Origin of the sequence: Kosakonia sp. CFBP8986, from assembly GCF_034044935.1 — a bacterium.
In the GTDB taxonomy this organism is placed as follows: domain Bacteria; phylum Pseudomonadota; class Gammaproteobacteria; order Enterobacterales; family Enterobacteriaceae; genus Kosakonia; species Kosakonia cowanii.
Genome location: NZ_JAXCXB010000002.1, coordinates 424646 through 445977, shown reverse-complemented (window position 1 = coordinate 445977; position 21332 = coordinate 424646). Strand labels below are relative to the sequence as shown.

The window sequence follows — 21332 nt, the reverse complement described above, 5'->3', positions numbered from 1 at the left end:
TTCTAATAGCAGAACAATAAAAAAGCCCGCACAAGGCGGGCTTGAGAGCAGCGCAGAAGGATTACTTCTTGCGCGCGTATTTCAGGGAGTCCAGCGCCACGGCAAAGATAATGATCCCGCCCTTGATGATGTACTGCCAGTAAGGGTTAATGCCGATATAGGTCAGGCCGTAGTTGATAACGGTGAAGATGATCACACCGGTCACCACGCCCAGCACGGTACCAACACCGCCGCTGAAGGAGACGCCGCCCACCACGCACGCGGCAATCGCATCCAGCTCATACATAAAGCCGAGGTTGTTGGTCGCCGAGCCAATACGGCCCGCTTCCAGCAGCCCGCCGAAAGCGTAGAAGACGCCGGAGAGGGCATAGATCATCAGCAGGTTCAGCGCGACGTTCACACCGGAAACTTTTGCCGCTTCCGGGTTGCCGCCGATAGCGAAAATATTCTTACCGAAGCGGGTTTTGTTCCACAGCACCCAGACAAACGCCACGGCAATCAGCGCGTAGAAGGTGATGTAAGAGAGACGGAAGCTACCGAGCGCAATAAAGCCCTGGGTAAAGGTGGAGAAGCCGCTGTCGAAGCCCGAGATCGGCGATGCGCCGACAAAGTCGTAGTACAGGGAGTTGATACCGTACACGATAATCATCGTACCCAACGTGGTAATAAACGGCGTCACATTGAGGTAAGCGATGATAATACCGTTGATTAAGCCGATAATCGCGCCGATAACGCAGACGATCAGCACCACCACGATAATCGGCATTGTTGCCATCTCCGGGAACACCTTGTTGGCGTTCTCCATCGATTGCAGCAGCGTAGCCGCCACTACCGCCGCCAGACCGACCTGACGTCCGGCAGAGAGGTCGGTGCCCTGGGTAACAATCAGGCCCGCGACGCCGAGCGCGATAATAATACGCACCGAAGACTGGGTCAGAATATTACTTAAGTTCAGCAGGCTTAAGAACGTAGGGTCCTGGAAAATAATAATGGCCAGCAACACTAAAAGAACGACGTAAATACCGCCATCTTTCAGATAAGTGAGAAAAGTCTTTTTATTTAACGCACTCATGAGGAGCCCCTGATCTTAAAGGTGCAAAGACGCAAGACGGAGAATTTCGTTTTGCGTTGTCGTTTTAGTATCAACAATTCCAGCGACGAGGCCATTGCTCATTACCAGAATACGGTCAGTGATGCCTAACAACTCAGGCATTTCAGAGGAGATAATAATGATCCCCTTCTCTCTTTTCGCCAGCTCAGCAATCAGCTGATAAATTTCAAACTTCGCACCCACGTCAATACCGCGCGTCGGTTCATCAAGCATTAAAATTTCCGGCTGGGTTAACAACCAGCGTCCAATAATCACTTTCTGCTGATTACCGCCGGAAAGGGAACCAATCTGCGTGCGGTGGCCAGGCGTTTTTACCCGCATCGAGTCAATAACCCACTGGGTATCGCTCTTCATGCGACTGTTATCAAGCAAGCCCACTTTGTTACGGTAATTCTGGATATTAGAGATTAATGAGTTAAATCCAATATCTAAATAGGCATAAATACCCGTTGAGCGGCGCTCTTCGGTGACCAGGGCAAAGCCGTTATTAATGGCTTCGTTGGCGGTATGGTTATTAATCGCCTTACCGTGCAGCTTAATGGTGCCGCCCGATTTTTCACGGATACCAAACAGCGTCTCCACGATATCGGTACGTTTCGCGCCCACCAGCCCGGCGATACCGAGAATTTCGCCCTTGCGCAGATCAAAGCTCACATCACGGATCGACGGCTGACGCAGGGAGGTAAGATTACGCACCTCCAGAATGGTCTCGCCAGGCGTGTTGTGCTTGTCCGGGAAGCGCTGGTTCAGGGAGCGGCCGACCATCATGGCGATGATCTTATCCATATCCAGCCCTTCCAGCGGCTGGGTAGCAATCCACTGCCCGTCGCGCAGAACGGTAATTTCATCGCACAGCTGGAATATCTCTTCCATTTTGTGCGAGATATAAACAATACCGCAGCCACGCTCTTTCAGCTTGCGGATAATTTTAAACAGATGGTTGACCTCTTTTTCGGTCAGCGATGAGGTCGGCTCATCCATAATGACGATTTTGGCGTCATAGGAGAATGCTTTCGCAATTTCGATCATCTGCATCTGGGAAACGGATAATGTCCCGACACGCGCACGGGGATCAATATAAATATCCAGCTCATCAAAGATAGCTTTCGTGTCGTGGTACATCTTATCCTGATCGACAAACACGCCTTTGGTCGGGTAACGCCCGAGCCACATGTTATCCATCACCGAACGCTGTAATACCAGGTTCAACTCCTGGTGCACCATCGAAATACCGTTTTCCAGCGCCTCTTTAGCGGAGTGGAAATCGATCTCTTTACCCTGAAATAGAATGCTGCCGGAATCTTTTTGGTAGATCCCAAAAAGGCATTTTAATAATGTCGATTTACCCGCACCGTTTTCACCCATCAATGCATGAATAGAGTGAGGACGGACTTTTAAATTGACATTATCGAGCGCCTTTACGCCGGGAAAGGACTTGTTGATATTGCTCATTTCCAACAAGAATTCACCTGACGACTGAGTATTATTGCTGACCATAATTCTACCTTGTTGGCCTGGCATATCATTTTTATAAAAGGGCGTATTAAACAATACGCCCAGTGAGAACGGTCGAACTAAATCTTATTTACCGGTAATTTGCGCCAGGTTGTCTTTATCAACGCCGACGTAAGGAATACGGACAATCTTGTTCTCAATTTTCCAGGTGGTGCCATCTGCCGCACCTTTGCCATCAGCAAGGTTTTTCGCCAGATCGAAGGTCGCTTTCGCCTGGTTGTTGGCATCGTTCAGCACGGTACCGGCCATCGCGCCCGATTTCACCAGCGCCAGCGCTTCTGGCAGTGCATCGACGCCAAATACCGGAATCGCGGATTTGTTGTGGGCTTTCAGCGCTTCAACCGCACCCATTGCCATCGCATCGTTGTTGGCAATCACCACTTCGATTTTGTTAGCGTTCGGGCCAGAGAGCCACGCGTCCATTTTGTCTTTCGCCTGGGCGGTGTCCCACATTGCAGTATCTAATGCCAGCTGCTGGGTTTTGATGCCTTTATCGTTCAGCTCTTTAATCACGTAGGTGGTACGCGCTTCAGCATCCGGGTGGCCCGGCTCGCCTTTCAGCAGCACGAACTGAATCTGACCATCTTTGTTCAGATCCCAGCCCGGGTTAGCCGCCCAGTGTTTGGCAATCAGGTCGCCCTGAATCACGCCGGACTCTTTGGAGTCGGTGCCGACGTAGTAAGCTTTGTCATAGCTATCCAGCGCTTTGCGGGAAGGCTCTTTGTTGAAGAAGACGATAGGCACATTCTGGCCGCGCGCTTTCTCGATCACCGTGCCCGCCGCAGCCGGGTCAACCAGGTTGATGGCAAGGGCTTTAACCCCTTTTGCCAGCAGGACGTCGATCTGATCATTCTGTTTGGATTGGTCGTTCTGGGAGTCGTTCATCAGCAGCTGAACATCCGGGGCTGCTTTACCGTCTTTCTCAATCGCCTTACGCACAACGGACATGAAGTTGTCGTCATATTTATAGATGGTCACACCAATACGGGTATCCGCTGCGTGTGCGGCTGCGCCAAACAGCATGCTTGCCATGACAGCAGACAGAGTCAACACCTTCTTATTCATGGTATCTCCGGTTTTATTATATGCAGGGTAGTGCTTGTGAATAGTGCTCGGCGGGTCAGTATGTTAAGAAGAGGTTACTGACACCCGACGTCCACGCTAAAAAAATTCAATCGTCCGTGTTCGGTAACGCTCCAGAAGATCGCTTTATCCGATGCTTTTACGTGAACGTTTCATTAAAAATGAATACTCACCGTTACATCGTGTTTCAGCTTCCAAAACGCTGACATCATAGTCAGCGCCTTGTTAAGATACTGTGAATTTACTCACAGATTGAAAACGGTTACATCGCGACGCATTACGAGTTAGTGATCGGCGCCACACTTTGTCGCAACGCCACAGAATGACGACGTACCAGTGTGGGCATAAAGCAGTGTGCGGCCTGCGGATCGAGCTTGCCCGCCGCCCCCTGTAGCGCCAGCTCCGTCGCCAGCCGTGCCATTGACGCCACCGGGTAGCGCACGGTGGTTAATTGCGGATCGGTGTAACGGGCAATGGGGATATCATCGAAACCAATCAGCGACAGATGCTGCGGCACCGCAATGCCATTATCTTTCAGCGCCGTCAGCGCACCCGCTGCCATGCTGTCGTTGTAAGCGAAAACGGCGGTCAATTGCAGATTGCGACCCAGCAGCTCTACCATCGCCGCCTCCCCGCCCTGCATATCCGGCGAACCGGTGCCAACCCAGCTGTCCGGCGCGGCAATGCCCTGCTCTTCCAGTGCGCGGAACCAGCCCTCGCGGCGTGAATCGTTATCTTCTATTTGATGGCTGGAGGCGAGGTAGCCGATGCGTTGATGGCCATTATTCAGCAGCATGCGCGTCGCCATCACCGCCCCGCTGACGTTGTCAAGGCAGACGCAGCGGTGGGCGTAACCGGGCACCACGCGGTTGATCAGCACCATGCCGGGGATCTGCTCCATAAAGCCCGTCAACTCTTCATCGCTGAGCGCTTTTGAGTGCACAATCAGGGCGTTACAGCGCTGACGTATCAGCACCTCAATGGCGTGGCGCTCTTTTTCCGCCTCATGGTAGCTGTTGCCAATCAGCACATACTTTTGATGTTCCTGCGCGACGGTATCTACCGCTTTGACCAGCGCACCGAAGAAGGCGTCGGAGACATCCATTACGATCACGCCGATGGTGTCGCTCACCTGCGTCGCCAGCGCCTGGGCGTTGGCGTTCGGGCGATAACCCAGCTGGGCAACCGCCTGCATCACGGTTTCGCGCGTCTCCTGGCTGACCAGGGCGCTGTTGTTGAGTACGCGGGAAACCGTCGCGACGGAGACGTTCGCATGACGGGCAACGTCACGAATGGTGATCATTTTTTCCCACCTTGTCTGAATGGCGGCACGTCACAGGCACCCCCTGGGTAAAGTAAGGAGGCTATTCTGGCAGTCGCGGTGGCTTTGCTACGTGAGAGGCATCACATCAATGGAAACGGTTACATCGCATTTGTTAACGATTGTGATCCAGATCGTTATCTGCTTGTAGGCGGTAATGCGCTGCCCGCCGCACGGGCGGTCAGTTGTCGCCACAGCCATTCGACGGGCCCCTGGCGGAAACGCCTTAGCCACAGCACGGAGAAGAGGATATTAACCGCCCAGACGGCGGGGACGATCGCCAGCAGTTGCAGGCGGTCAAAGCGCATAAACAGACCGAAGTGGTTAAACAGCGTGGTGCAGATCAGGGTCTGCAACAGATAGTTAGTGAGCGCCATGCGCCCGACGCAGGCGATTGCGCTCACCAGTTTGTTGGCGCAGATTTGCGGCCAGAAGCCCCACGCCAGTGACGCATAGCCGATGGCCTGCACCGGTGCGCTCAGCTCGCGCGGGGCCTGCAAAAAAAAGGCGCACCAGCGGTACGACCAGCCCAGTTGCCACTGGGCGACAATGGCGGGAATATTTACCGCCATTCCCGTCACCACCAGCAGTGCGCCGACGCGCCGGTAGTGGCGCAGCGGGAACTGCCCTCTCATCCAGCCGCTGCGCATCAGCGCAGCACCAATCAACATCAGCCCGGCCAGCTGCCAGCCATACTGCACGCCAAGCGCCAGTAAGGCGTTTGACAAGAGATCGCTGCGGTTGCTCAGCCCCTCCATCAGCATGCCGCTGGTGCGCCACCAGGCTTCATACTGCACGTTAGCGGCGTCAGGCAGCCAGAAGTTGTTCGGCGTGGTACCGGAGATGGCGCCCAGCAGCAGCAAGACGACAATGCCGATGAGATAGAGCACCACGCCGGTATGAAACATCGCTTTCACGCTCTGCGCATCGCGAATCATTCGCCAGCCGATAAGCCCTACCAGGCCATAAGCCAGCAGAATATCGCCTTCCCAGAAGAAGAGTGCGTGAATGAAACCGAGCAGCACCAGCAGCGTCAGGCGCGACTGGATCCAGCGCTTGCCCCGTGGTAGCAGCATCTGCAACCCGGCACCAAAGAGAATGGCGAACAGCGAGAGAAATTTTACCTGCGCAAAAAGGTCGAGCAGCGCCCAGGTCCAGGCATCATGCAGGGTGATGTCGCCATACCAGGCGGGATTGAGATAGGCCGCCTTCGGCAGACCAAAGGCGGTGATATTGAGCAGCAGAATGCCAAGGATGGCGAGGCCACGGATAAAATCGAGCGTGACGCTCCTTCCCATGTCGGCGGCTCCTGCAATCAGTTAGTGTGGCGAACGGCGCGCAGGAACTCCTGGCGGGTGTTCTGGCTCGACTTAAACAGGCCACCGAGCGAGGTGGTAGTGGTCGCACTGGTGGCATCACGAATGCCGCGCGCTTTCACACAATAATGGACCGCATCAATCGATACCGCGACATTATTGGTGCCAAGCAGGGTTTGCAGCGCGGTGAGGATCTGCTGGGTCAGGCGTTCCTGAACCTGTGGGCGCTGGGCGAAGAACTGCACAATGCGGTTGATTTTCGACAGGCCAATCACCGACTCTTTCGGGATGTAAGCCACCGTCGCTTTGCCGTCGATAGTGACAAAGTGGTGTTCGCAGGTGCTGGTGAGCGTAATGTCGCGCACGGTCACCATCTCATCGACCTTCATCTTATTTTCAATGACGGTGATTTTCGGGAAATTGGCGTAATCGAGGCCGGAGAAGATCTCATCGACATACATTTTGGCGATGCGATGCGGCGTTTCCATCAGGCTGTCATCATTCAGATCGAGATTGAGCAGCTGCATGATCTCGGTCATATGGCCGGCGATAAGGCGTTTACGGGTTTCATTATCCATTTGCACCGGGGGGCGCAGCGGGGTTTCCAGACCACGGGCAACCAGCGCCTCGTGCACCAGCGCCGCTTCTTTACTGAGTGATGACATATTTTCTTCTTCTCCTGCAGGTATGGCGTGCTTCGCGTGTTGCGGCGAAGTGAGGCAACATTGTGCGTGAGGTCGCGCACATAATCCAGCCCGCCGGGGATAATTATTGAAATTGCCGCTGCCTTTCAGGCGCGACGTTTCCACACCAGAACACCGCCAATTACCAGCGCAACCGCCGCAATGCCGAGCGCCGGTTCAAGGCGTCCGGTAAGCCAGGTCGAGAGCGCAGAGGTCATCGGGCCGACCAGTTGCCCGACGGCATAGCCGGTGGTGAGCAGGCCCGCCATATAACGCGCGTGATAGGGTGCCAGCTCGCGACCATAGAGCAGTGAAAGCTGCACTGCGCAGAGAAAACCGCCGCCGACCAGCACCGCGCCGCACACCAGCCCGCTCAACCCCGGCAGAAGCCAGGCTGCCAGCACGCCCGCGCCCTGCAACCAGAGGACTATCGCCAGCCGCTGATGGCTCTGCCCGCAGTGGCGCAGCAGAATACTGAGACCAATGCCGATCACTGCCGCGAGGCCGAAAACCGGCCAGACAAACTGGGCAAACAGGCTGCCGGGAAAGCGCAGCGCTGCCATCTGCGACAAAAAGGTAGCGGGCAGAATATAGCCAAACCCGGCCAGGCTGTAGCTCCAGACCAGCCGTTTCAGATCGGTGGTCAGGTGCAGAGGCTGCGTCTTCACCTCCGGGCGGTGCCACTCACCGGGCTTCGGTAAGTAGCGGGCAATCAGCGCCACCAGCAGCAGCGCCAGCACGCCATAAACTTGCCAGGCTGACGCAGCGCTTAAGCCTTTGGCCTGAATCGCTACCGCCAGCAATCCGCTTAACGCGATGCCCGCGCCCGGCCCGGCAAACACCGCCGCACTGAGGCCCGGCTTTCCGGCATGGGCCAGCCGCTCATTGGTCCACGCGGCAATCAACACCATTCCCCAGCCGCTCATCGCGCCGATAATAAGCCGAATCGCGCCATGCAGCAGCGCGTTGTCTGCCAGCGCAGAGAGGAAAGTGAGCAGCACCGCGCCGCCAATGCCAAGCCACAGGCGCACTTCGATATGCCGCTTCGCGCGCATCGCATCCCAGGCACCAAGCAGATAACCCAGGTAGTTAATGGCTGCCACCAGCCCGGCGCTGGTGAGGGTGAGCTGACCGTCGCGGATCATCAACGGCACCTGCGGGGTAAAGGCAAAGCGGCCAATACCCATCACCACCACCAGTACGATAAAACCGCAAAGCGCGACGCGTAACGCCATCTCCGCCTCCAAATGTTAATGTAAAGTTATGTTTATGATGCAGTATGTTGCGCAAGTGCGGAAGTGAAAGTTACTCACAGCGGCGTGAATTATCTGTATTATGCAGGGTTATCACTCTGTTTATCTCTGTGAAACCTGAGGAGCCCCGCATGGAATTGCTCGAAGAGCACCGCTGTTTTGAAGGCTGGCAGCAGCGCTGGCGTCACGACTCCAGCGTCCTGAACTGCGCCATGACGTTCAGCATCTTTTTACCGCCGCAGCGTAGCGATGCGCGCCCGCCGGTGCTTTACTGGCTCTCCGGCCTGACCTGCAATGATGAGAATTTCACCACCAAAGCAGGTGCGCAGCGCGTCGCCTCTGAGCTGGGCATTGTGCTGGTGATGCCGGACACCAGCCCGCGCGGCGATGAGGTGGCTGATGCCGACAGCTACGATCTGGGTAAAGGGGCCGGCTTCTATCTTAACGCCACGCAGCAGCCGTGGGCCACGCACTACCGGATGTTTGATTATCTGCGCGACGAACTCCCGGCCCTTATCCAGAGCGAGTTTAACGTCAGCACCCAGGCGGCGATCAGCGGTCACTCCATGGGCGGCCACGGCGCGCTGATTATGGCACTGAAAAACCCGGGCCGTTACACCAGCGTCTCGGCCTTTGCGCCGATTGTGAACCCGTTACAGGTGCCGTGGGGGCAGAAAGCCTTTACTGCCTATTTAGGTGAGGATGCCAGCCAGTGGCGCGAGTGGGATAGCTGCGCGCTGATGCTGGAAAGCGGCGACGGTGACGCCATTCCGACCCTTATCGATCAGGGGGACAGCGATCAGTTCCTCGCCGATCAATTGCAGCCGGCGCGGCTGGCAGAAGTGGCGCGGCAGAAAAGCTGGCCGCTGACCCTGCGCATTCAGCCGGGGTACGATCACAGCTACTTCTTTATCGCTTCGTTTATTGAAGATCATCTGCGCTTCCATGCGCAGCACCTCTTCCGCTAAGCGTCACCCCGGCGTTTTCGCGCCGGGGTCTCTCATCAGAAGCGGTAATCAATCGCCGCAAAGTAGCGACGTCCATCTTCGTTAAAGCTGTAGTCATCCCGGCTAAGATCTTTATCGCCGAGGTTGAGCACGCCCGCGCGCAGTTTGACGTTTTTCGTCGCCTGCCATGCGCCGCCCGCATTCCAGATAACATACCCGCCCGGCGTTGCGCCCTGTGACACCGAACGTTTTTCGCCACTGTAGTTCGCCGAAACATAGAACGACCACGCGTCGTTAGCTTGCCAGTCCAGCGTGCCGTTAGCGGTGTGGAATGGCAGATCCTGCAACGGTTTATTGCCGCCGCCGCTCAGATTGCGCCCGTCGTTGTAGGTGTAATTCAGGGTCAGCTTCCACGCTTCATCGAACGGGATTTTCACCTCCGTCTCCACGCCCTGAATACGTGCTTTATCAACGTTGTAATAGCGGAATACCGGCACCCGCACGCCCTGGGCGTTACGCTCAAAGCCGACAAAGTTAGGGTAGCCCGGCGCCTCGGTCAGGCTGCGGGTGCGGCTGATATTGATCATATCCTCAATATTGTTCTGGAAGGCGGTAACGCTGCCTTGAACGCCCTCCAGCCAGCCCTCTTCGCCGCTGTAGTAAAGCCCCAGTTCGAAGCTTTCGCTGGTTTCCGGTTTCAACTCCGGGCTGCCGACAATCCGGCAACCGCCGCGACAGGAGTTGGTCGCCCAGTCGGGGCTTAGCTGCAACAGCGACGGCGCTTTAAAGGCCGTAGCCCAGCCCCCTTTCACCGTGATGGTATCGGTGGCGCTCCACACCAGATAGGCGCGCGGACTCCAGTGATCGCCATAGGTTTCATGGTCATCCATGCGAATGCCGGTGGTCAGCGCCAGCGGCTCGGCAATGCGCCACTCATCTTCGATAAACAGTGCGTACTGGCTGGAGGAAGTTTTACTGCTGTTGCCGCCGGTCAGGTTGATCGGATCGTTGAGCTTGTCATGACGCCACTCGCCGCCCAGCGTCACTAACTGATTAATCTCGCCCAGCGGGAGCACCACTTTGCCATCCACGGTATTACTTTCTGAACGGATGGCGCTGGCGTTGCCGGGGTTTTTGTTATCGATCTTCTCACCGTAAAAACGCAGCTCGCTATTGGCGCTGCCCCAGCGCCCGTTGTGCGCCAGCGAGTAGTTCTGGCGGTCGAGGCGGTTTTTGTTCAGTGAATCAGAGTTGCGATCCTGGCGGTCATAACCGTAACCAGCGGTAAAGTCGTGATCTTTGGTTGGCGTCCAGGCCAGTTCAACATTGCCATCGCGGCTGGTAAAGCCCTCGATGCGCGGTGACTCACCGCTGGCGGCGGTTTGCGACACTTGCTGACTATCTTTTTCGCGCTTCGCCACGCCGCCAAAGGCCTTCAGCCCGAGCACGCCGTCAATCAGTGGCCCGCTGGTATAGAACTGGCCATTTTGCGTATCGCCGCGATCGCGGTGCGCCTGAATGGTGGTATCCGCGGTAATTGAGCCGCTCCAGCGCTGGCCGATTTTTTTGGTGATGATATTCACCACACCGCCGAGGGCGTCGGAGCCATACAGCGACGACATTGGGCCGCGCACCACTTCAATGCGCTCAATCGCTTCTACCGGGATCCAGTTGAGGTCAAAATCGTTGTGGCGGAAGACGGCATTGCGCGAGTTGACGCGCTTGCCATCAATCAGGATCAGGGTGTAACTGCTGTTCAGCCCGCGCAGGCTGACGCCTTTGCGGTTATCCCCTTCATTGGTGAGCTGCACGCCGGGCACCTCTTTCAGCACATCTTTCAGGTTTTGCACCGGCCTGCGCTGTAAATCCTGCTGCGTGATGACACTGATGCTGGCGGGCGCATCTTTCAGGTTCTGCTCGCTGGCCGAAGCGGTCACCACCAGCGTTTCACCCTCCCCTGCGGCGGCCATCACCGGCAGCGCCAGCGTTAACGCGGACGCACAGAGGCCTCCCCGCATAATGGGATTCAAGGTAAACATTCCGTAACTCCATGAGGTCTGAAAAAGATTGAAAAATTTGCTCACGTATTGCAAAACCGCGCCCGTTACATTGACGGCAGCGTTATTGATTGCGGAAACATCAGGCGCGTGAATCCCGCCGGGTTCCCTTTCTTTTCAGTCGCTTACCTTAATGTAAACGAGAATGATTATCAATTTCGAGAACTTAAAGTTATGTAAAGAGTGGAAGGGGAAAGTGGAAGAGAGGGATAAAAAAACGCCCTCTGAGCAGAGGGCGTCAAGCAGGCGTTATTTGGTAAAGCGTTCCGGGAATTCCATCTCGCTGTAGCGCACAAAGCGCGTTCCTTTGCTGAACTTGTAGCCCAGCCAGATCACCAGGAAGAGCGGAATGCCGATATAGGTCGCCGTTACCGCACCCCAGTCGATAGAGTCTTCGAGGAAGGCCTGGTAGTTCTGCCCAAGGGTAATAATCAGGCAGAGCACAAAGGCGAAGATCGGCCCAATCGGGAAGAAACCGGAGCGGTACGGCAGGTTATCCAGCGAGTGGCCCTGCGCAACGTAGCCGCGGCGGAAACGGTAGTGGCTGATGGCAATGCCCAGCCAGGCGATAAAGCCCGTCATACCGGAGGTGTTAAGCAGCCACAGGTAGACCGTCTGGTTGCCAAACATCGAGGTCAGGAAGCAGAGACCGGCAATCACCGTGGTGGCATACAGCGCGTTGCGCGGCACGCCGCCTTTCGACAGTTTAGAGAAGATGCGCGGTGCTTTACCGTCGCAGGCCAGCGTGTAGAGCATACGGGTCGATGCATACATCCCCGAGTTGCCCGCCGAGAGTACCGCCGTCAGGATCACCGCATTCATCACCGCCGCCGCCGAAAGCAGGCCAGCATGTTGAAACACCAGCGTGAACGGACTGACGCTGATATCTTTCACGTCGTTACGCAGCAGGCTTGGATCGGTATAGGGAATGATCAGGCTGATAATCAAAATCGCGAAGACGTAAAAAAGCAGGATTCGCCAGAAGACCTGACGCACCGCGCGCGGAATGTTCTTCTCCGGATCTTCCGATTCACCAGCCGCGATACCGATAAGCTCGGTGCCCTGGAAGGAGAAGCCAACAATCATCGCCACGCCAATCATCGCCGAGAAACCGCCGGCAAACGGCGCATCGCCGATACTCCAGTTGCTCCAGCCCGCCGGTTTTTCCCCCTGGAAAATGCCGACAATCATCATCACACCGACGATGATAAAGATGATCACAGTGGTCACTTTGATCAGCGAAAACCAGTATTCCGCTTCGCCAAAGCCTTTCACCGAGATGTAGTTAAGCAGGAAGATCACGACCAGGAAGAGCGCACTCCAGATCCAGCCCGGCGTATCCGGGAACCACCAGGTCATCACCAGTTGGGAAGCGACAAGGTCAACGGCGATGGTTACCGCCCAGTTGTACCAGTAGTTCCAGCCGAGGGCGAAGCCGAAGCCCTCTTCCACATATTTCTGCCCGTAGGTCGAAAAGGAGCCGGAAACCGGCATAAAGGCGGCAAGTTCGCCAAGGCTGGTCATCAGGAAATAGACCATCAGGCCAATCAGCATATAGGAGAGCAGCGCGCCGCCCGGCCCCGCTGAGGAGATGGTCGCCCCGGAGGCGACGAACAGACCGGTCCCGATGGAGCCGCCAATTGCGATCATCGTCAGATGACGCGCTTTCAGTGCACGACGAAGCGTGGTCGCTTCTGTGGTTTTTGTTTCGGAAACCATAAGAAAAAGCTATCCATCCAAAAAATGAGGCGCGATTGTAGCAGACGAAACGCGGCCCTTCCGGTGGAAAAGGTCTCTTATTAGAGACCTTCATAATTGGCCGCGAATTATAAGTAAAGCAGTGAATGGAGGATGTTGCGAGGCGAAAACGCGCGGTCAGGCGAGACCGCGTACCGAAGCGATAAACTGCTGTAACTCAGGCGTGCGTGGCTGGTTGAAGAAGGTTTTACTCGCCCCCTGCTCCCACACTTTGCCCTGATGCATAAACACCACCCGATCGCCCACTTCACGGGCGAAATTCATCTCATGGGTGACCAGAATCAGCGTCATCCCTTCTGCGGCAAGCTTTTCGAGCACGCGCAGCACTTCACCGACCAGCTCGGGATCGAGCGCGGAGGTGATCTCATCGCAGAGCAATACTTTCGGCTTCATCGCCAGCGCGCGGGCAATGGCGACGCGCTGCTGCTGACCACCGGAGAGGCTGGACGGCGCGTAATCGATGCGATCGCCCAGCCCGACTTTCTCCAGCATCTCCACCGCCAGCTCGCGGCAGGCTTCAGCCGGCATTTTCAGCACCCGGCGCGGCGCCAGCATCACATTTTCCAGCGCCGTCATGTGCGGAAAGAGGTTAAAGCTCTGAAACACCATCCCGACGGATCGGCTGATCTCCCGCGCCTGCGATTCACGGTCGGTCACCGTCATGCCGCCGAGTTTGATGCTGCCATCCTGGTAGCCCTCCAGCCCATTCATGCAGCGCAACAGGGTGCTTTTGCCCGAGCCGCTGCGCCCGATAATCGACACCACTTCGCCCATCTCAATATCCAGGCTTACGCCCTTCAGCACATGGTTGTCGCCATAATATTTCTGAACATCATTAATGGTGATGAGCGGCATGGAACTTTTTCTCCAGATAGCGGCTGTAGCGCGACAGCGGATAACACAGCAGGAAGTAGCCCGCGGCGACGAGGCCGAAGACCTTAAACGGCGCAAAGGTGACGTTATTCAGCATGGTGCCCGCCTTAGTCAGCTCGACAAAACCGATGATGGACGCCAGCGCCGTGCCCTTCACCACCTGCACGGAAAAACCCACCGTCGGCGCAATGGCAATGCGGATTGCCTGCGGGGCGATAACGCGAAACAGTGTCTGACCAAAGCTCAGCCCGAGACAGCGGCTGGCTTCCCACTGCCCTTTTGGCAGGGCGCGAATCGACCCGTACCAGATATCGAGCAGAAAGGCGCTGGTGAAGAGCGTTAAAGCAAGCGTGGCGGCAGTCCAGGCGCTGACATCAATGCCGAATAGCCCAAGGCCAAAAAAGGCGAGGAACAGCTGCATCAGCAGCGGCGTGCCCTGAAACAGCGCGGCGTAGGCGCTGACAAAACGCTGCGGCCAGCGCCAGCGACCAAGGCGTACCATCAGCATCGGTAGGGTGACCAGCGTGCCGCAGAAAAAGGCAATCAGCGAGAGCAGCACCGTCCAGCGGGCGGCCAGCAGCAGGTTGCGCACAATATCCCAGTCGGTAAAAGTACTCATTATGCTCCGCTCCCTAACCATTTGCGCCCAATCGCCAGCAGCGCCTGGCGCATCAGCAGCGAGAGCGCGAGGTAGAGCAGCGTGGTGACGAAATAGACTTCAAAACTTAAAAAGGTGCGCGACTGAATAAGGTTCGCCATAAAGGTCAGCTCCTCATAAGAGACCTGCGACACCACCGACGAGCCGAGCATTACCATCACGCACTGGCTGACCAGCGCCGGGTAGATCCGCGCCAGCGCGGGCGGCAGCACCACGCGCAGGAAGGTCTGAACCTTTGTCAGGCCAAGTACGCGCGCCGCTTCCCACTGCCCTTTTGGCGTCACCTGAATGCCCGCGCGGATAATCTCCGTGCTGTAGGCGCCGAGGTTAATCAGCATGGCGAGCAGCGCCGCCTGCCCGGCGGTAAGTTTCAGCCCCAGCCCCGGCAAACCAAAAACAATAAAGAAGAGCTGCACAACAAACGGCGTATTGCGGATCACCTCAACATAGATCCCCCACAACGTGCGCAGCACGCCCGGTTTGCCGCTGCGCAGCGCCGCGCCGAGGATGCCAAGCGCGACGCCGCCTACCGTTGCCAGCAGCGTCAGGGTGATGGTTGTCCACAATCCGGCCAGCAGTTCCGGCCAGAAGGGCCAGAGCGCGGCGAAATCAAGCGTCACCGTCATCGCTTATGCGCCAAAGTTTGCGGGCAGCGGTGCCTGCATCCACTTCTGCGAGAAGCTGTTCAGCGTGCCCTCTTTCTGCGCCTGATCGACCAGCTTATCGACCTCGGCCTTCAGCGCCGGCTGGTTTTTCATCAGCCCGATAAAGCAGGGCGAATCTTTAAGCATAAATTTGCTTACCGGCGCGTGTTGCGGGTTCTGGCGGGCAATTGCCGCCACTACCACGTTGCCCGTGGCAAGGAAGGCAACCTGGCCGGAAAGATAGGCCGAGAGCGTGGTGTTGTTATCTTCATAGCGCTTCACCTGGGCATCTTTTGGCGCGATATCACTCAGCACCATATCCTCCACCGCGCCGCGCGTGACGCCGATGGTTTTGCCGCTCAGGGCTTTCGCATCGGCAAGGGTTGCGTCTTTCGGACCAAAAACGCCGAGGAAGAACGGCGCATAGGCGCGGCTAAAATCGATCACCCGCTCGCGCTCGGCGTTTTTACCGAGGCTTGAGATCACCAAATCGACTTTGTTGGTTTGCAGGTAGGGCACACGGTTTGCGCTGGTGACCGGCACCAGTTGCAGCTTCACCTTCATCCCTTTCGCCAGGTAGTTGGCCATGTCGATATCGTAGCCCTGCGGCTGCAAATCGGTGCCTACCGAGCCAAACGGCGGGAAATCCTGCGGGACGGCCACGCGCAGCACGCCGCGCTGCTGAATATCCTGCAACTGATCCGCCAGCGCCTGGGCGGAACAGATCATCATTACTGCTGCACTGGCCGTCGCCATCTTCCACTTTTTCATCTCAACACCTCATCGCCCATGAAACAAAAGATTCTTTGAATCACTTTTTGCAACTAATGTGCCAACGAAGCCAGTGCCTGATTCAGCGGGAGTGCGGGTAAACGGGAGGAGGCCTGCACCCCTAAAACGGTGCAGGTGCCTGCTGATGGTGCAATCAGATATCGCAGTAGCGAATAAAACGGGTCAACGCGCTGGAGAGATGTTTCTGGCGGTGATGAATGCGCCACAGGGTGCGTACCAGGCGAGGTAACGGCAGCGGGACTTCCACCAGCGTGCCTGTTTCCAGCTGTTCGGCAATCACACGGCGCGACAGGCAGCTGATGCCAAGCCCGTGGCGCACCGCATGTTTAATCGCTTCTGAATTGCCAAGCTCCATGCCTAGCTGAAACTGCGGCAGGTGTGAGAGCAGTAGATAGTCGACGATTTCGCGGGTACCGGAGCCGCGCTCGCGCAGGATCCACGGCGCAGCGGCAAGGGCTTCCAGCGTCACCTCCCGCTGCAACAGCGGCGAGGAAGGCGGCGCAAACACCACCAGTTCATCTTCCAGCCAGGGTTCAGCAATGATCTCCGCTGCATGGCACGGCCCTTCGATAAGCCCAATATCAACGCGAAAATCGGCCACGGCGGTGATCACATCCTGGCTATTGCCGACGCTTAACTCCAGCGGCAGCTCGGGAAAATCACGCCGGTAATGGGCGATGACCTCCGGCAGAATGTAGTTACCGATGGTGCTGCTGGCGAAGACGCGGATAGCGCCATTGGCTTCGCGAAACAGCTGTTCGATTTCGCTGGCCTGCTCAAGCGCCGCCAGCGCGCGCGGGTAGAGCAGCCGCCCGTGTTCATTCACCACCAGCCGTTTGCCGACGCGATCAAACAGCTGCACGCCAAGCTGGCCTTCCAGATCCGTCAATGCGGCGCTCACCGCAGATTGCGACAGCGCCAGACGCTGGGAGGCCTGGGTGGTGGAGCCGCTTTTCAGCACTTCAGCAAACACTTCAAGCTGGCGCAGGGTTATGTGCATAGGGAGTCGCTTACCACTTATAAAGATTAATTATAAATATATAATCAATTTTACCTTTAAGCCAGCGCGCCGTACCCTTTTCAGCAACAAGAGGAGAAGGCTATGACCGACATCACATTACACTCTCATCACTCGCGCGTCTGGCGCGTGATGCCCGGCCTGCTGCTGAGCGGCGCGATTACTGCGGCGGCGCTGTGGCTGGGCTCCCTGCCCGCCGTTGCCGGCATCGGCCTGAGCGCGTTAACGCTGGCGATCCTGCTCGGCATGGTGCTGGGCAACACGCTCTACCCGGCGCTGCATCGCCACTGCGACAGCGGCGTACTGTTTGCCAAACAGCATCTGCTCCGGCTCGGCATTATTCTTTATGGCTTTCGTTTGACCTTTTCGCAGATTGCTGACGTGGGCGTCAGCGGCGTGCTGATTGATGTGCTGACCCTCTCCAGCACCTTTATGCTGGCCTGTTTTCTGGGGCAAAAAGTTTTCGGGCTGGATAAGAAAACCAGTTGGCTGATTGGCGCGGGCAGCAGTATCTGCGGCGCGGCGGCGGTGCTGGCAACGGAGCCGGTAGTAAAAGCGGAGGCAAGCAAAGTGACCGTCGCCATCGCCACGGTGGTGATTTTCGGCACGCTGGCGATCTTTATCTACCCGGCGCTATGGCCGCTGCTTGCGCCGTGGTTCAGCCCACAAACCTATGGCATCTGGATTGGCTCGACAGTGCATGAAGTGGCGCAAGTGGTCGCCGCTGGTCATGCCGTCAGCCCGGAGGCAGAGAACGCGGCAGTCATTGCGAAAATGCTGCGCGTGATGATGCTGGCTCCCTTTTTACTGCTGCTGGCTGCGCGAGTGAAACAGCTCAGCCCGCAAGAGGGCAACGAGAAAAGTAAGGTGACGATCCCGTGGTTTGCCTTAGGCTTTGTGGCGGTGGCGGTATTTAACTCCTTTCACCTGTTGCCGCCCGCAGCGGTGAATATGCTCAACACGCTGGATACGCTGTTGCTGGCGATGGCGATGGCAGCGCTGGGCGTGACCACCCACGTCAGCGCGCTGAAAAATGCCGGGGCGAAACCGCTGGTGATGGGGCTGCTGCTCTTTATCTGGCTGATTGTCGGCGGCGGCGCAATCAATCTGCTGGTTCACACGGTGATGGCATAAAGCACTACATCTCTGCCCTGCAGACCCGCTATGATGTCGGTTTTCCCCCGGCGGGTCTCAACAGGAGTGTTTATGAAATTCATTGGTGCGCATGTTAGCGCCTCAGGCGGCGTCGCAAATGCGGCCATCCGCGCCGCCGAGCTGGACGCAACGGCGTTCGCGCTGTTTACCAAAAATCAGCGTCAATGGCGCGCCGCGCCGTTAACCACGGAAACAATTGATGCGTTCAAAGCCGCGTGCGAAGCGCACAACTACTCCCCGGCGCAAATCCTGCCCCACGACAGCTATCTGATTAACCTCGGTCATCCGGTGGAAGAGGCGCTGGAAAAATCACGCGAGGCGTTTATTGATGAGCTTTCCCGCTGTCAGCAGCTTGGGCTGACGCTGCTCAATTTCCACCCCGGCAGCCACCTGCAACAGATCCCGGAAGAGAAGTGTCTCGCGCGCATTGCCGAATCCATCAACATTGCGCTGGCGCAGACCGAAGGCGTGACCGCCGTGATTGAAAACACCGCGGGTCAGGGCAGCAACCTCGGCTTCCGGTTTGAGCATTTAGCGGCGATCATCGATGGGGTTGAAGATAAAACCCGCGTTGGCGTCTGCATTGATACCTGTCACGCGTTTGCCGCCGGTTACGATCTGCGTAGCGAAGAGGCGACCGCCGCCACCTTTGCCGAGTTTGACCGCGTGGTGGGCTTTAAATACCTGCGCGGGATGCACCTGAATGATGCAAAAAGTGGTTTTGCCAGCCGGGTTGACCGCCATCACAGCCTCGGCGAAGGCAACATCGGCCACGATGCGTTTCGCTGGATTATGCGCGACACGCGCTTCGACGGCATTCCGCTGATCCTCGAGACCGTTAACCCGGATATCTGGGTGGAAGAGATTGCCTGGCTTAAAGCGCAGCAGTACGCGGAAACCACCGCCGGATAATCCCCTGCGAACCGTAGGCCGGATAAGGCGTCAGCCGCCATCCGGCAATGGCGCAGTGCCTGATGGCGCTGCGCTTATCAGGCCTACAACACCAAACCACCCCCCACCCGTAGGCCGGATAAGGCGTTCGCCGCCATCCGGCAATGCCGTTATGCCTGATGGCGCTGCGCTTATCAGGCCTACAAAAGCAAAATCACCTGCGAGCCGTAGGCCGGATAAGGCGTCAGCCACCATCCGGCAAGGGCGCAATGCCTGATGGCGCTGCGCTTATCAGGCCTACAAAAGCCAAATACTCTGCGAGTCGTAGGCCGGTTAAGGCGTTCGCCGCCATCCGGCAATGCCGTTATGCCTGATGGCGCTTCGCTTATCAGGCCTACAAAAGCAAAATCCTCTGCGAACCGTAGGCCGGATAAGACATCCGCCGCCATCCGGCAATGCCGTTATGCCTGATGGCGCTTCGCTTATCAGGCCTACAAAAACCAGCCCTCTTGCGGGCATAAAAAAAGGCCGCTGAGCGGCCTTTTTTCTGTTTCTACGGCTTAGGCAACTTTCGCGGCCATCTCCGTTTCCGGACGTTTCAGCAGGGCATAAAGCAGGCCCGACAGCAGCGTACCGGCAACGATCGCCAGCAGGTAACCGAGCACCGGGGTGATAGCACCTGGGATCAGCAGCACAAACAGACCACCGTGCGGTGCCATCAGTTTGGCGCCAATCGCCATCGAAATGGCACCCGTCAGCGCGCCACCGGCGATACAGCACGGAATAACACGCATCGGATCGCGCGCCGCAAACGGAATCGCGCCTTCAGAGATAAAGCACAGACCCAGCACCAGCGCCGCTTTGCCCCCTTCACGCTGACCTTTGTCGAACTTGTTGCGTGCAACCAGCGTCGCCAGACCCATCGCCAGCGGTGGCACCATACCGGCCGCCATAATCGCCGCCATCGGCGCGTAGGTTTGCGTACTCAGCAGCCCGACACCAAAGGCATAGGCCGCTTTGTTCACCGGACCGCCCATATCGGTACACATCATGCCACCGAGGATCGCGCCAAGCAGAACGGCGTTCGCCGTGCCCATGGTTTGCAACCAGGAGGTGAGACCCGCCAGGATTTTCGCTACCGGCGTACCGATAAGGTAGATCATCGCCAGGCCAACAATCAGGCTGGAGAAGAGCGGAATAATCAGAATCGGTTTCAGCGCTTCCATACTTGGCGGCAGCTTAAAGCCTTTGCTGATCGCTTTCGCGATGTAACCGGCAAGGAAGCCGGCAATGATACCGCCGATAAAGCCAGACCCGGTGCTCACCGCCAGCATACCGCCGATCAGACCCGGCGTCAGACCCGGACGGTCAGCAATCGAGAAGGCGATAAAGCCCGCCAGTACCGGCACCATCAGCGCAAACGCCGTACCGCCGCCGATCTTCATCAGCGCCGCCGCCAGTGTGCCCTCTTCTTTAAACGCGGTAATACCAAAGGCGAAGGAGAGTGCAATCAGCAGACCGCCCGCCACCACCATCGGCAGCATGTAAGAGACGCCGGTCAGCAGGTGACGATAGGCGCCCGCACTCTCTTTTTTGCCTTCTGAAGATTCAGACTGCCCTTTGCTGGATGGCTGGTACGGCTTCGCTTCCGCTACCGCTTTATCCAGCTCCTGCGCCGTTTTCTTCAGTGCCAGACCCGTCGAGGTACGGTACATCGGTTTGCCGGCAAACTTCGCCAGGTCCACTTCGATATCCGCCGCAACGATAACCAGATCCGCCTGCGCAACCTCTTCCGGGGTGATGGCATTGCCTGCACCCACGGAGCCGCGCGTTTCAACCTTCACCCACCAGCCGCGTTTTTTCGCTTCGGTTTCAATAGCTTCTGCCGCCATAAAGGTGTGCGCGACGCCGGTCGGACAGGCGGTCACAGCAACAATACGTTTCGGCCCTGCGGCCGGAGCCGCCGCCGCAGGTGCAGCAGCCGGTGCGCTGTAAGGCGTGGCGTGGTTCTTCGCTTCGCTCAGGAACAGCTCCGGGTGCGCGACCGCGCGATTGATATCGCCCAGCCAGACTTTTTTCCCGCTCAGCGCCGCGTCGTTTGGCAGCTGGCTTCCCAATACGATCGCCAGTTCCGCGTCGCCTGGGTTATCAACAAATTGCAGATTCGCTTTTTGCGCCGCCGCGCCCAGCAGGGTTTTTGCCATATAGGCACGGGCCTGTCCGAGTTCAGCGTCGATGATCAGCAGCGTTTTCATTA

17 protein-coding genes and 1 pseudogene are annotated in these 21332 nt (G+C 57.2%); 3 read left to right on the top strand and 15 right to left on the bottom strand.

Annotated elements, in window-relative coordinates; translation table 11 throughout:
- Window positions 1-61 precede the first annotated feature (61 nt).
- From mglC to SOM48_RS05715, 7 genes and pseudogenes are all read right to left on the bottom strand, one after another.
- The gene (gene mglC / locus SOM48_RS05745; protein WP_023479719.1) at window positions 62-1072 is read right to left on the bottom strand and encodes a galactose/methyl galactoside ABC transporter permease MglC; all 1011 of its coding nucleotides are present in this window, start codon (window positions 1070-1072) and stop codon (window positions 62-64) included.
- A gap of 15 nt (window positions 1073-1087) precedes the next feature.
- Complete coding sequence (mglA, locus tag SOM48_RS05740; protein ID WP_320511594.1) at window positions 1088-2608, bottom strand: galactose/methyl galactoside ABC transporter ATP-binding protein MglA; 1521 nt, start codon at window positions 2606-2608, stop codon at window positions 1088-1090.
- Window positions 2609-2692: 84 nt separating this feature from the next.
- Window positions 2693-3691, bottom strand: a complete 999-nt coding sequence (gene mglB, locus SOM48_RS05735; protein WP_023479914.1) for a galactose/glucose ABC transporter substrate-binding protein MglB — start codon at window positions 3689-3691, stop codon at window positions 2693-2695.
- A gap of 295 nt (window positions 3692-3986) precedes the next feature.
- Window positions 3987-5012, bottom strand: a complete 1026-nt coding sequence (galS, locus tag SOM48_RS05730; protein WP_054804180.1) for an HTH-type transcriptional regulator GalS — start codon at window positions 5010-5012, stop codon at window positions 3987-3989.
- 155 nt (window positions 5013-5167) lie between these two features.
- Window positions 5168-6328, bottom strand: coding sequence for a DUF418 domain-containing protein YeiB (gene yeiB, locus SOM48_RS05725; RefSeq protein ID WP_320511593.1), 1161 nt, complete (start codon window positions 6326-6328; stop codon window positions 5168-5170).
- Window positions 6329-6345: 17 nt separating this feature from the next.
- On the bottom strand, window positions 6346-7011 hold the full coding sequence (gene folE / locus SOM48_RS05720; protein ID WP_023479844.1) for a GTP cyclohydrolase I FolE: 666 nt from the start codon (window positions 7009-7011) through the stop codon (window positions 6346-6348).
- A gap of 103 nt (window positions 7012-7114) precedes the next feature.
- Window positions 7115-8264: pseudogene (locus SOM48_RS05715) on the bottom strand (YbfB/YjiJ family MFS transporter).
- Window positions 8265-8413: 149 nt separating this feature from the next.
- Here SOM48_RS05715 and fghA point away from each other — a divergent pair.
- Window positions 8414-9250 carry an S-formylglutathione hydrolase gene (fghA, locus tag SOM48_RS05710; protein WP_054804182.1) on the top strand — a complete coding sequence of 279 codons (837 nt, stop codon included), beginning with the start codon at window positions 8414-8416 and terminating at the stop codon, window positions 9248-9250.
- A 35-nt stretch (window positions 9251-9285) separates the two neighbouring features.
- Here the strand turns inward: fghA and cirA are convergent, their stop codons facing one another.
- The 7 genes from cirA to yieE all read right to left on the bottom strand — a co-directional run bounded on the left by cirA (window position 9286) and on the right by yieE (window position 17011).
- Entirely contained in the window at window positions 9286-11268 is a 1983-nt protein-coding gene (gene cirA / locus SOM48_RS05705) for a catecholate siderophore receptor CirA (RefSeq protein ID WP_320511592.1), read from the bottom strand.
- A 267-nt stretch (window positions 11269-11535) separates the two neighbouring features.
- Window positions 11536-13005 (bottom strand): amino acid permease, encoded by a 1470-nt coding sequence (locus SOM48_RS05700; RefSeq protein ID WP_023479655.1) that lies wholly within the window; start codon window positions 13003-13005, stop codon window positions 11536-11538.
- Between the two features lie 156 nt (window positions 13006-13161).
- Window positions 13162-13899: an amino acid ABC transporter ATP-binding protein gene (locus SOM48_RS05695; RefSeq protein WP_023479833.1), complete on the bottom strand. Its 738-nt coding sequence runs from the start codon at window positions 13897-13899 to the stop codon at window positions 13162-13164.
- Entirely contained in the window at window positions 13880-14536 is a 657-nt protein-coding gene (locus SOM48_RS05690; protein ID WP_320511591.1) for an amino acid ABC transporter permease, read from the bottom strand. The genes SOM48_RS05695 and SOM48_RS05690 overlap by 20 nt, the downstream gene beginning before the upstream one ends.
- The gene (locus SOM48_RS05685) at window positions 14536-15201 is read right to left on the bottom strand and encodes an amino acid ABC transporter permease (RefSeq protein ID WP_054804184.1); all 666 of its coding nucleotides are present in this window, start codon (window positions 15199-15201) and stop codon (window positions 14536-14538) included. Before SOM48_RS05685 ends, SOM48_RS05690 begins: the two co-directional genes overlap by 1 nt.
- Before the next feature lie 3 nt (window positions 15202-15204).
- Window positions 15205-15990 carry a transporter substrate-binding domain-containing protein gene (locus SOM48_RS05680; protein WP_320511590.1) on the bottom strand — a complete coding sequence of 262 codons (786 nt, stop codon included), beginning with the start codon at window positions 15988-15990 and terminating at the stop codon, window positions 15205-15207.
- A gap of 154 nt (window positions 15991-16144) precedes the next feature.
- Window positions 16145-17011 carry a DNA-binding transcriptional regulator YeiE gene (yieE, locus tag SOM48_RS05675; RefSeq protein ID WP_042712342.1) on the bottom strand — a complete coding sequence of 289 codons (867 nt, stop codon included), beginning with the start codon at window positions 17009-17011 and terminating at the stop codon, window positions 16145-16147.
- A gap of 102 nt (window positions 17012-17113) precedes the next feature.
- Here yieE and SOM48_RS05670 point away from each other — a divergent pair, with 102 nt between their 5' ends.
- Window positions 17114-18163, top strand: coding sequence for a YeiH family putative sulfate export transporter (locus SOM48_RS05670; protein WP_320511589.1), 1050 nt, complete (start codon window positions 17114-17116; stop codon window positions 18161-18163).
- A gap of 72 nt (window positions 18164-18235) precedes the next feature.
- The gene (gene nfo, locus SOM48_RS05665; RefSeq protein WP_313278193.1) at window positions 18236-19096 is read left to right on the top strand and encodes a deoxyribonuclease IV; all 861 of its coding nucleotides are present in this window, start codon (window positions 18236-18238) and stop codon (window positions 19094-19096) included.
- A gap of 539 nt (window positions 19097-19635) precedes the next feature.
- On the opposite strand, the gene fruA is transcribed toward nfo, so the two are convergent.
- Window positions 19636-21330 (bottom strand): PTS fructose transporter subunit IIBC, encoded by a 1695-nt coding sequence (gene fruA, locus SOM48_RS05660; RefSeq protein ID WP_320511588.1) that lies wholly within the window; start codon window positions 21328-21330, stop codon window positions 19636-19638.
- Between the last annotated feature and the right edge of the window lie 2 nt (window positions 21331-21332).

Bases quoted from the DNA above. Each gene is read 5' to 3' on its own strand.
- fghA (WP_054804182.1), top strand. From the start codon at position 8,414: ATGGAATTGCTCGAAGAGCACCGCTGTTTTGAAGGCTGGCAGCAGCGC.
- SOM48_RS05695 (WP_023479833.1), bottom strand. From the start codon at position 13,899: ATGCCGCTCATCACCATTAATGATGTTCAGAAATATTATGGCGACAAC.
- yieE (WP_042712342.1), bottom strand. From the start codon at position 17,011: ATGCACATAACCCTGCGCCAGCTTGAAGTGTTTGCTGAAGTGCTGAAA.
- folE (WP_023479844.1), bottom strand. From the start codon at position 7,011: ATGTCATCACTCAGTAAAGAAGCGGCGCTGGTGCACGAGGCGCTGGTT.
- galS (WP_054804180.1), bottom strand. From the start codon at position 5,012: ATGATCACCATTCGTGACGTTGCCCGTCATGCGAACGTCTCCGTCGCG.
- mglB (WP_023479914.1), bottom strand. From the start codon at position 3,691: ATGAATAAGAAGGTGTTGACTCTGTCTGCTGTCATGGCAAGCATGCTG.
- SOM48_RS05670 (WP_320511589.1), top strand. From the start codon at position 17,114: ATGACCGACATCACATTACACTCTCATCACTCGCGCGTCTGGCGCGTG.
- SOM48_RS05700 (WP_023479655.1), bottom strand. From the start codon at position 13,005: ATGGTTTCCGAAACAAAAACCACAGAAGCGACCACGCTTCGTCGTGCA.
- SOM48_RS05690 (WP_320511591.1), bottom strand. From the start codon at position 14,536: ATGAGTACTTTTACCGACTGGGATATTGTGCGCAACCTGCTGCTGGCC.
- mglC (WP_023479719.1), bottom strand. From the start codon at position 1,072: ATGAGTGCGTTAAATAAAAAGACTTTTCTCACTTATCTGAAAGATGGC.
- fruA (WP_320511588.1), bottom strand. From the start codon at position 21,330: ATGAAAACGCTGCTGATCATCGACGCTGAACTCGGACAGGCCCGTGCC.
- SOM48_RS05680 (WP_320511590.1), bottom strand. From the start codon at position 15,990: ATGAAAAAGTGGAAGATGGCGACGGCCAGTGCAGCAGTAATGATGATC.
- SOM48_RS05685 (WP_054804184.1), bottom strand. From the start codon at position 15,201: ATGACGGTGACGCTTGATTTCGCCGCGCTCTGGCCCTTCTGGCCGGAA.
- yeiB (WP_320511593.1), bottom strand. From the start codon at position 6,328: ATGGGAAGGAGCGTCACGCTCGATTTTATCCGTGGCCTCGCCATCCTT.
- mglA (WP_320511594.1), bottom strand. From the start codon at position 2,608: ATGGTCAGCAATAATACTCAGTCGTCAGGTGAATTCTTGTTGGAAATG.
- nfo (WP_313278193.1), top strand. From the start codon at position 18,236: ATGAAATTCATTGGTGCGCATGTTAGCGCCTCAGGCGGCGTCGCAAAT.
- cirA (WP_320511592.1), bottom strand. From the start codon at position 11,268: ATGTTTACCTTGAATCCCATTATGCGGGGAGGCCTCTGTGCGTCCGCG.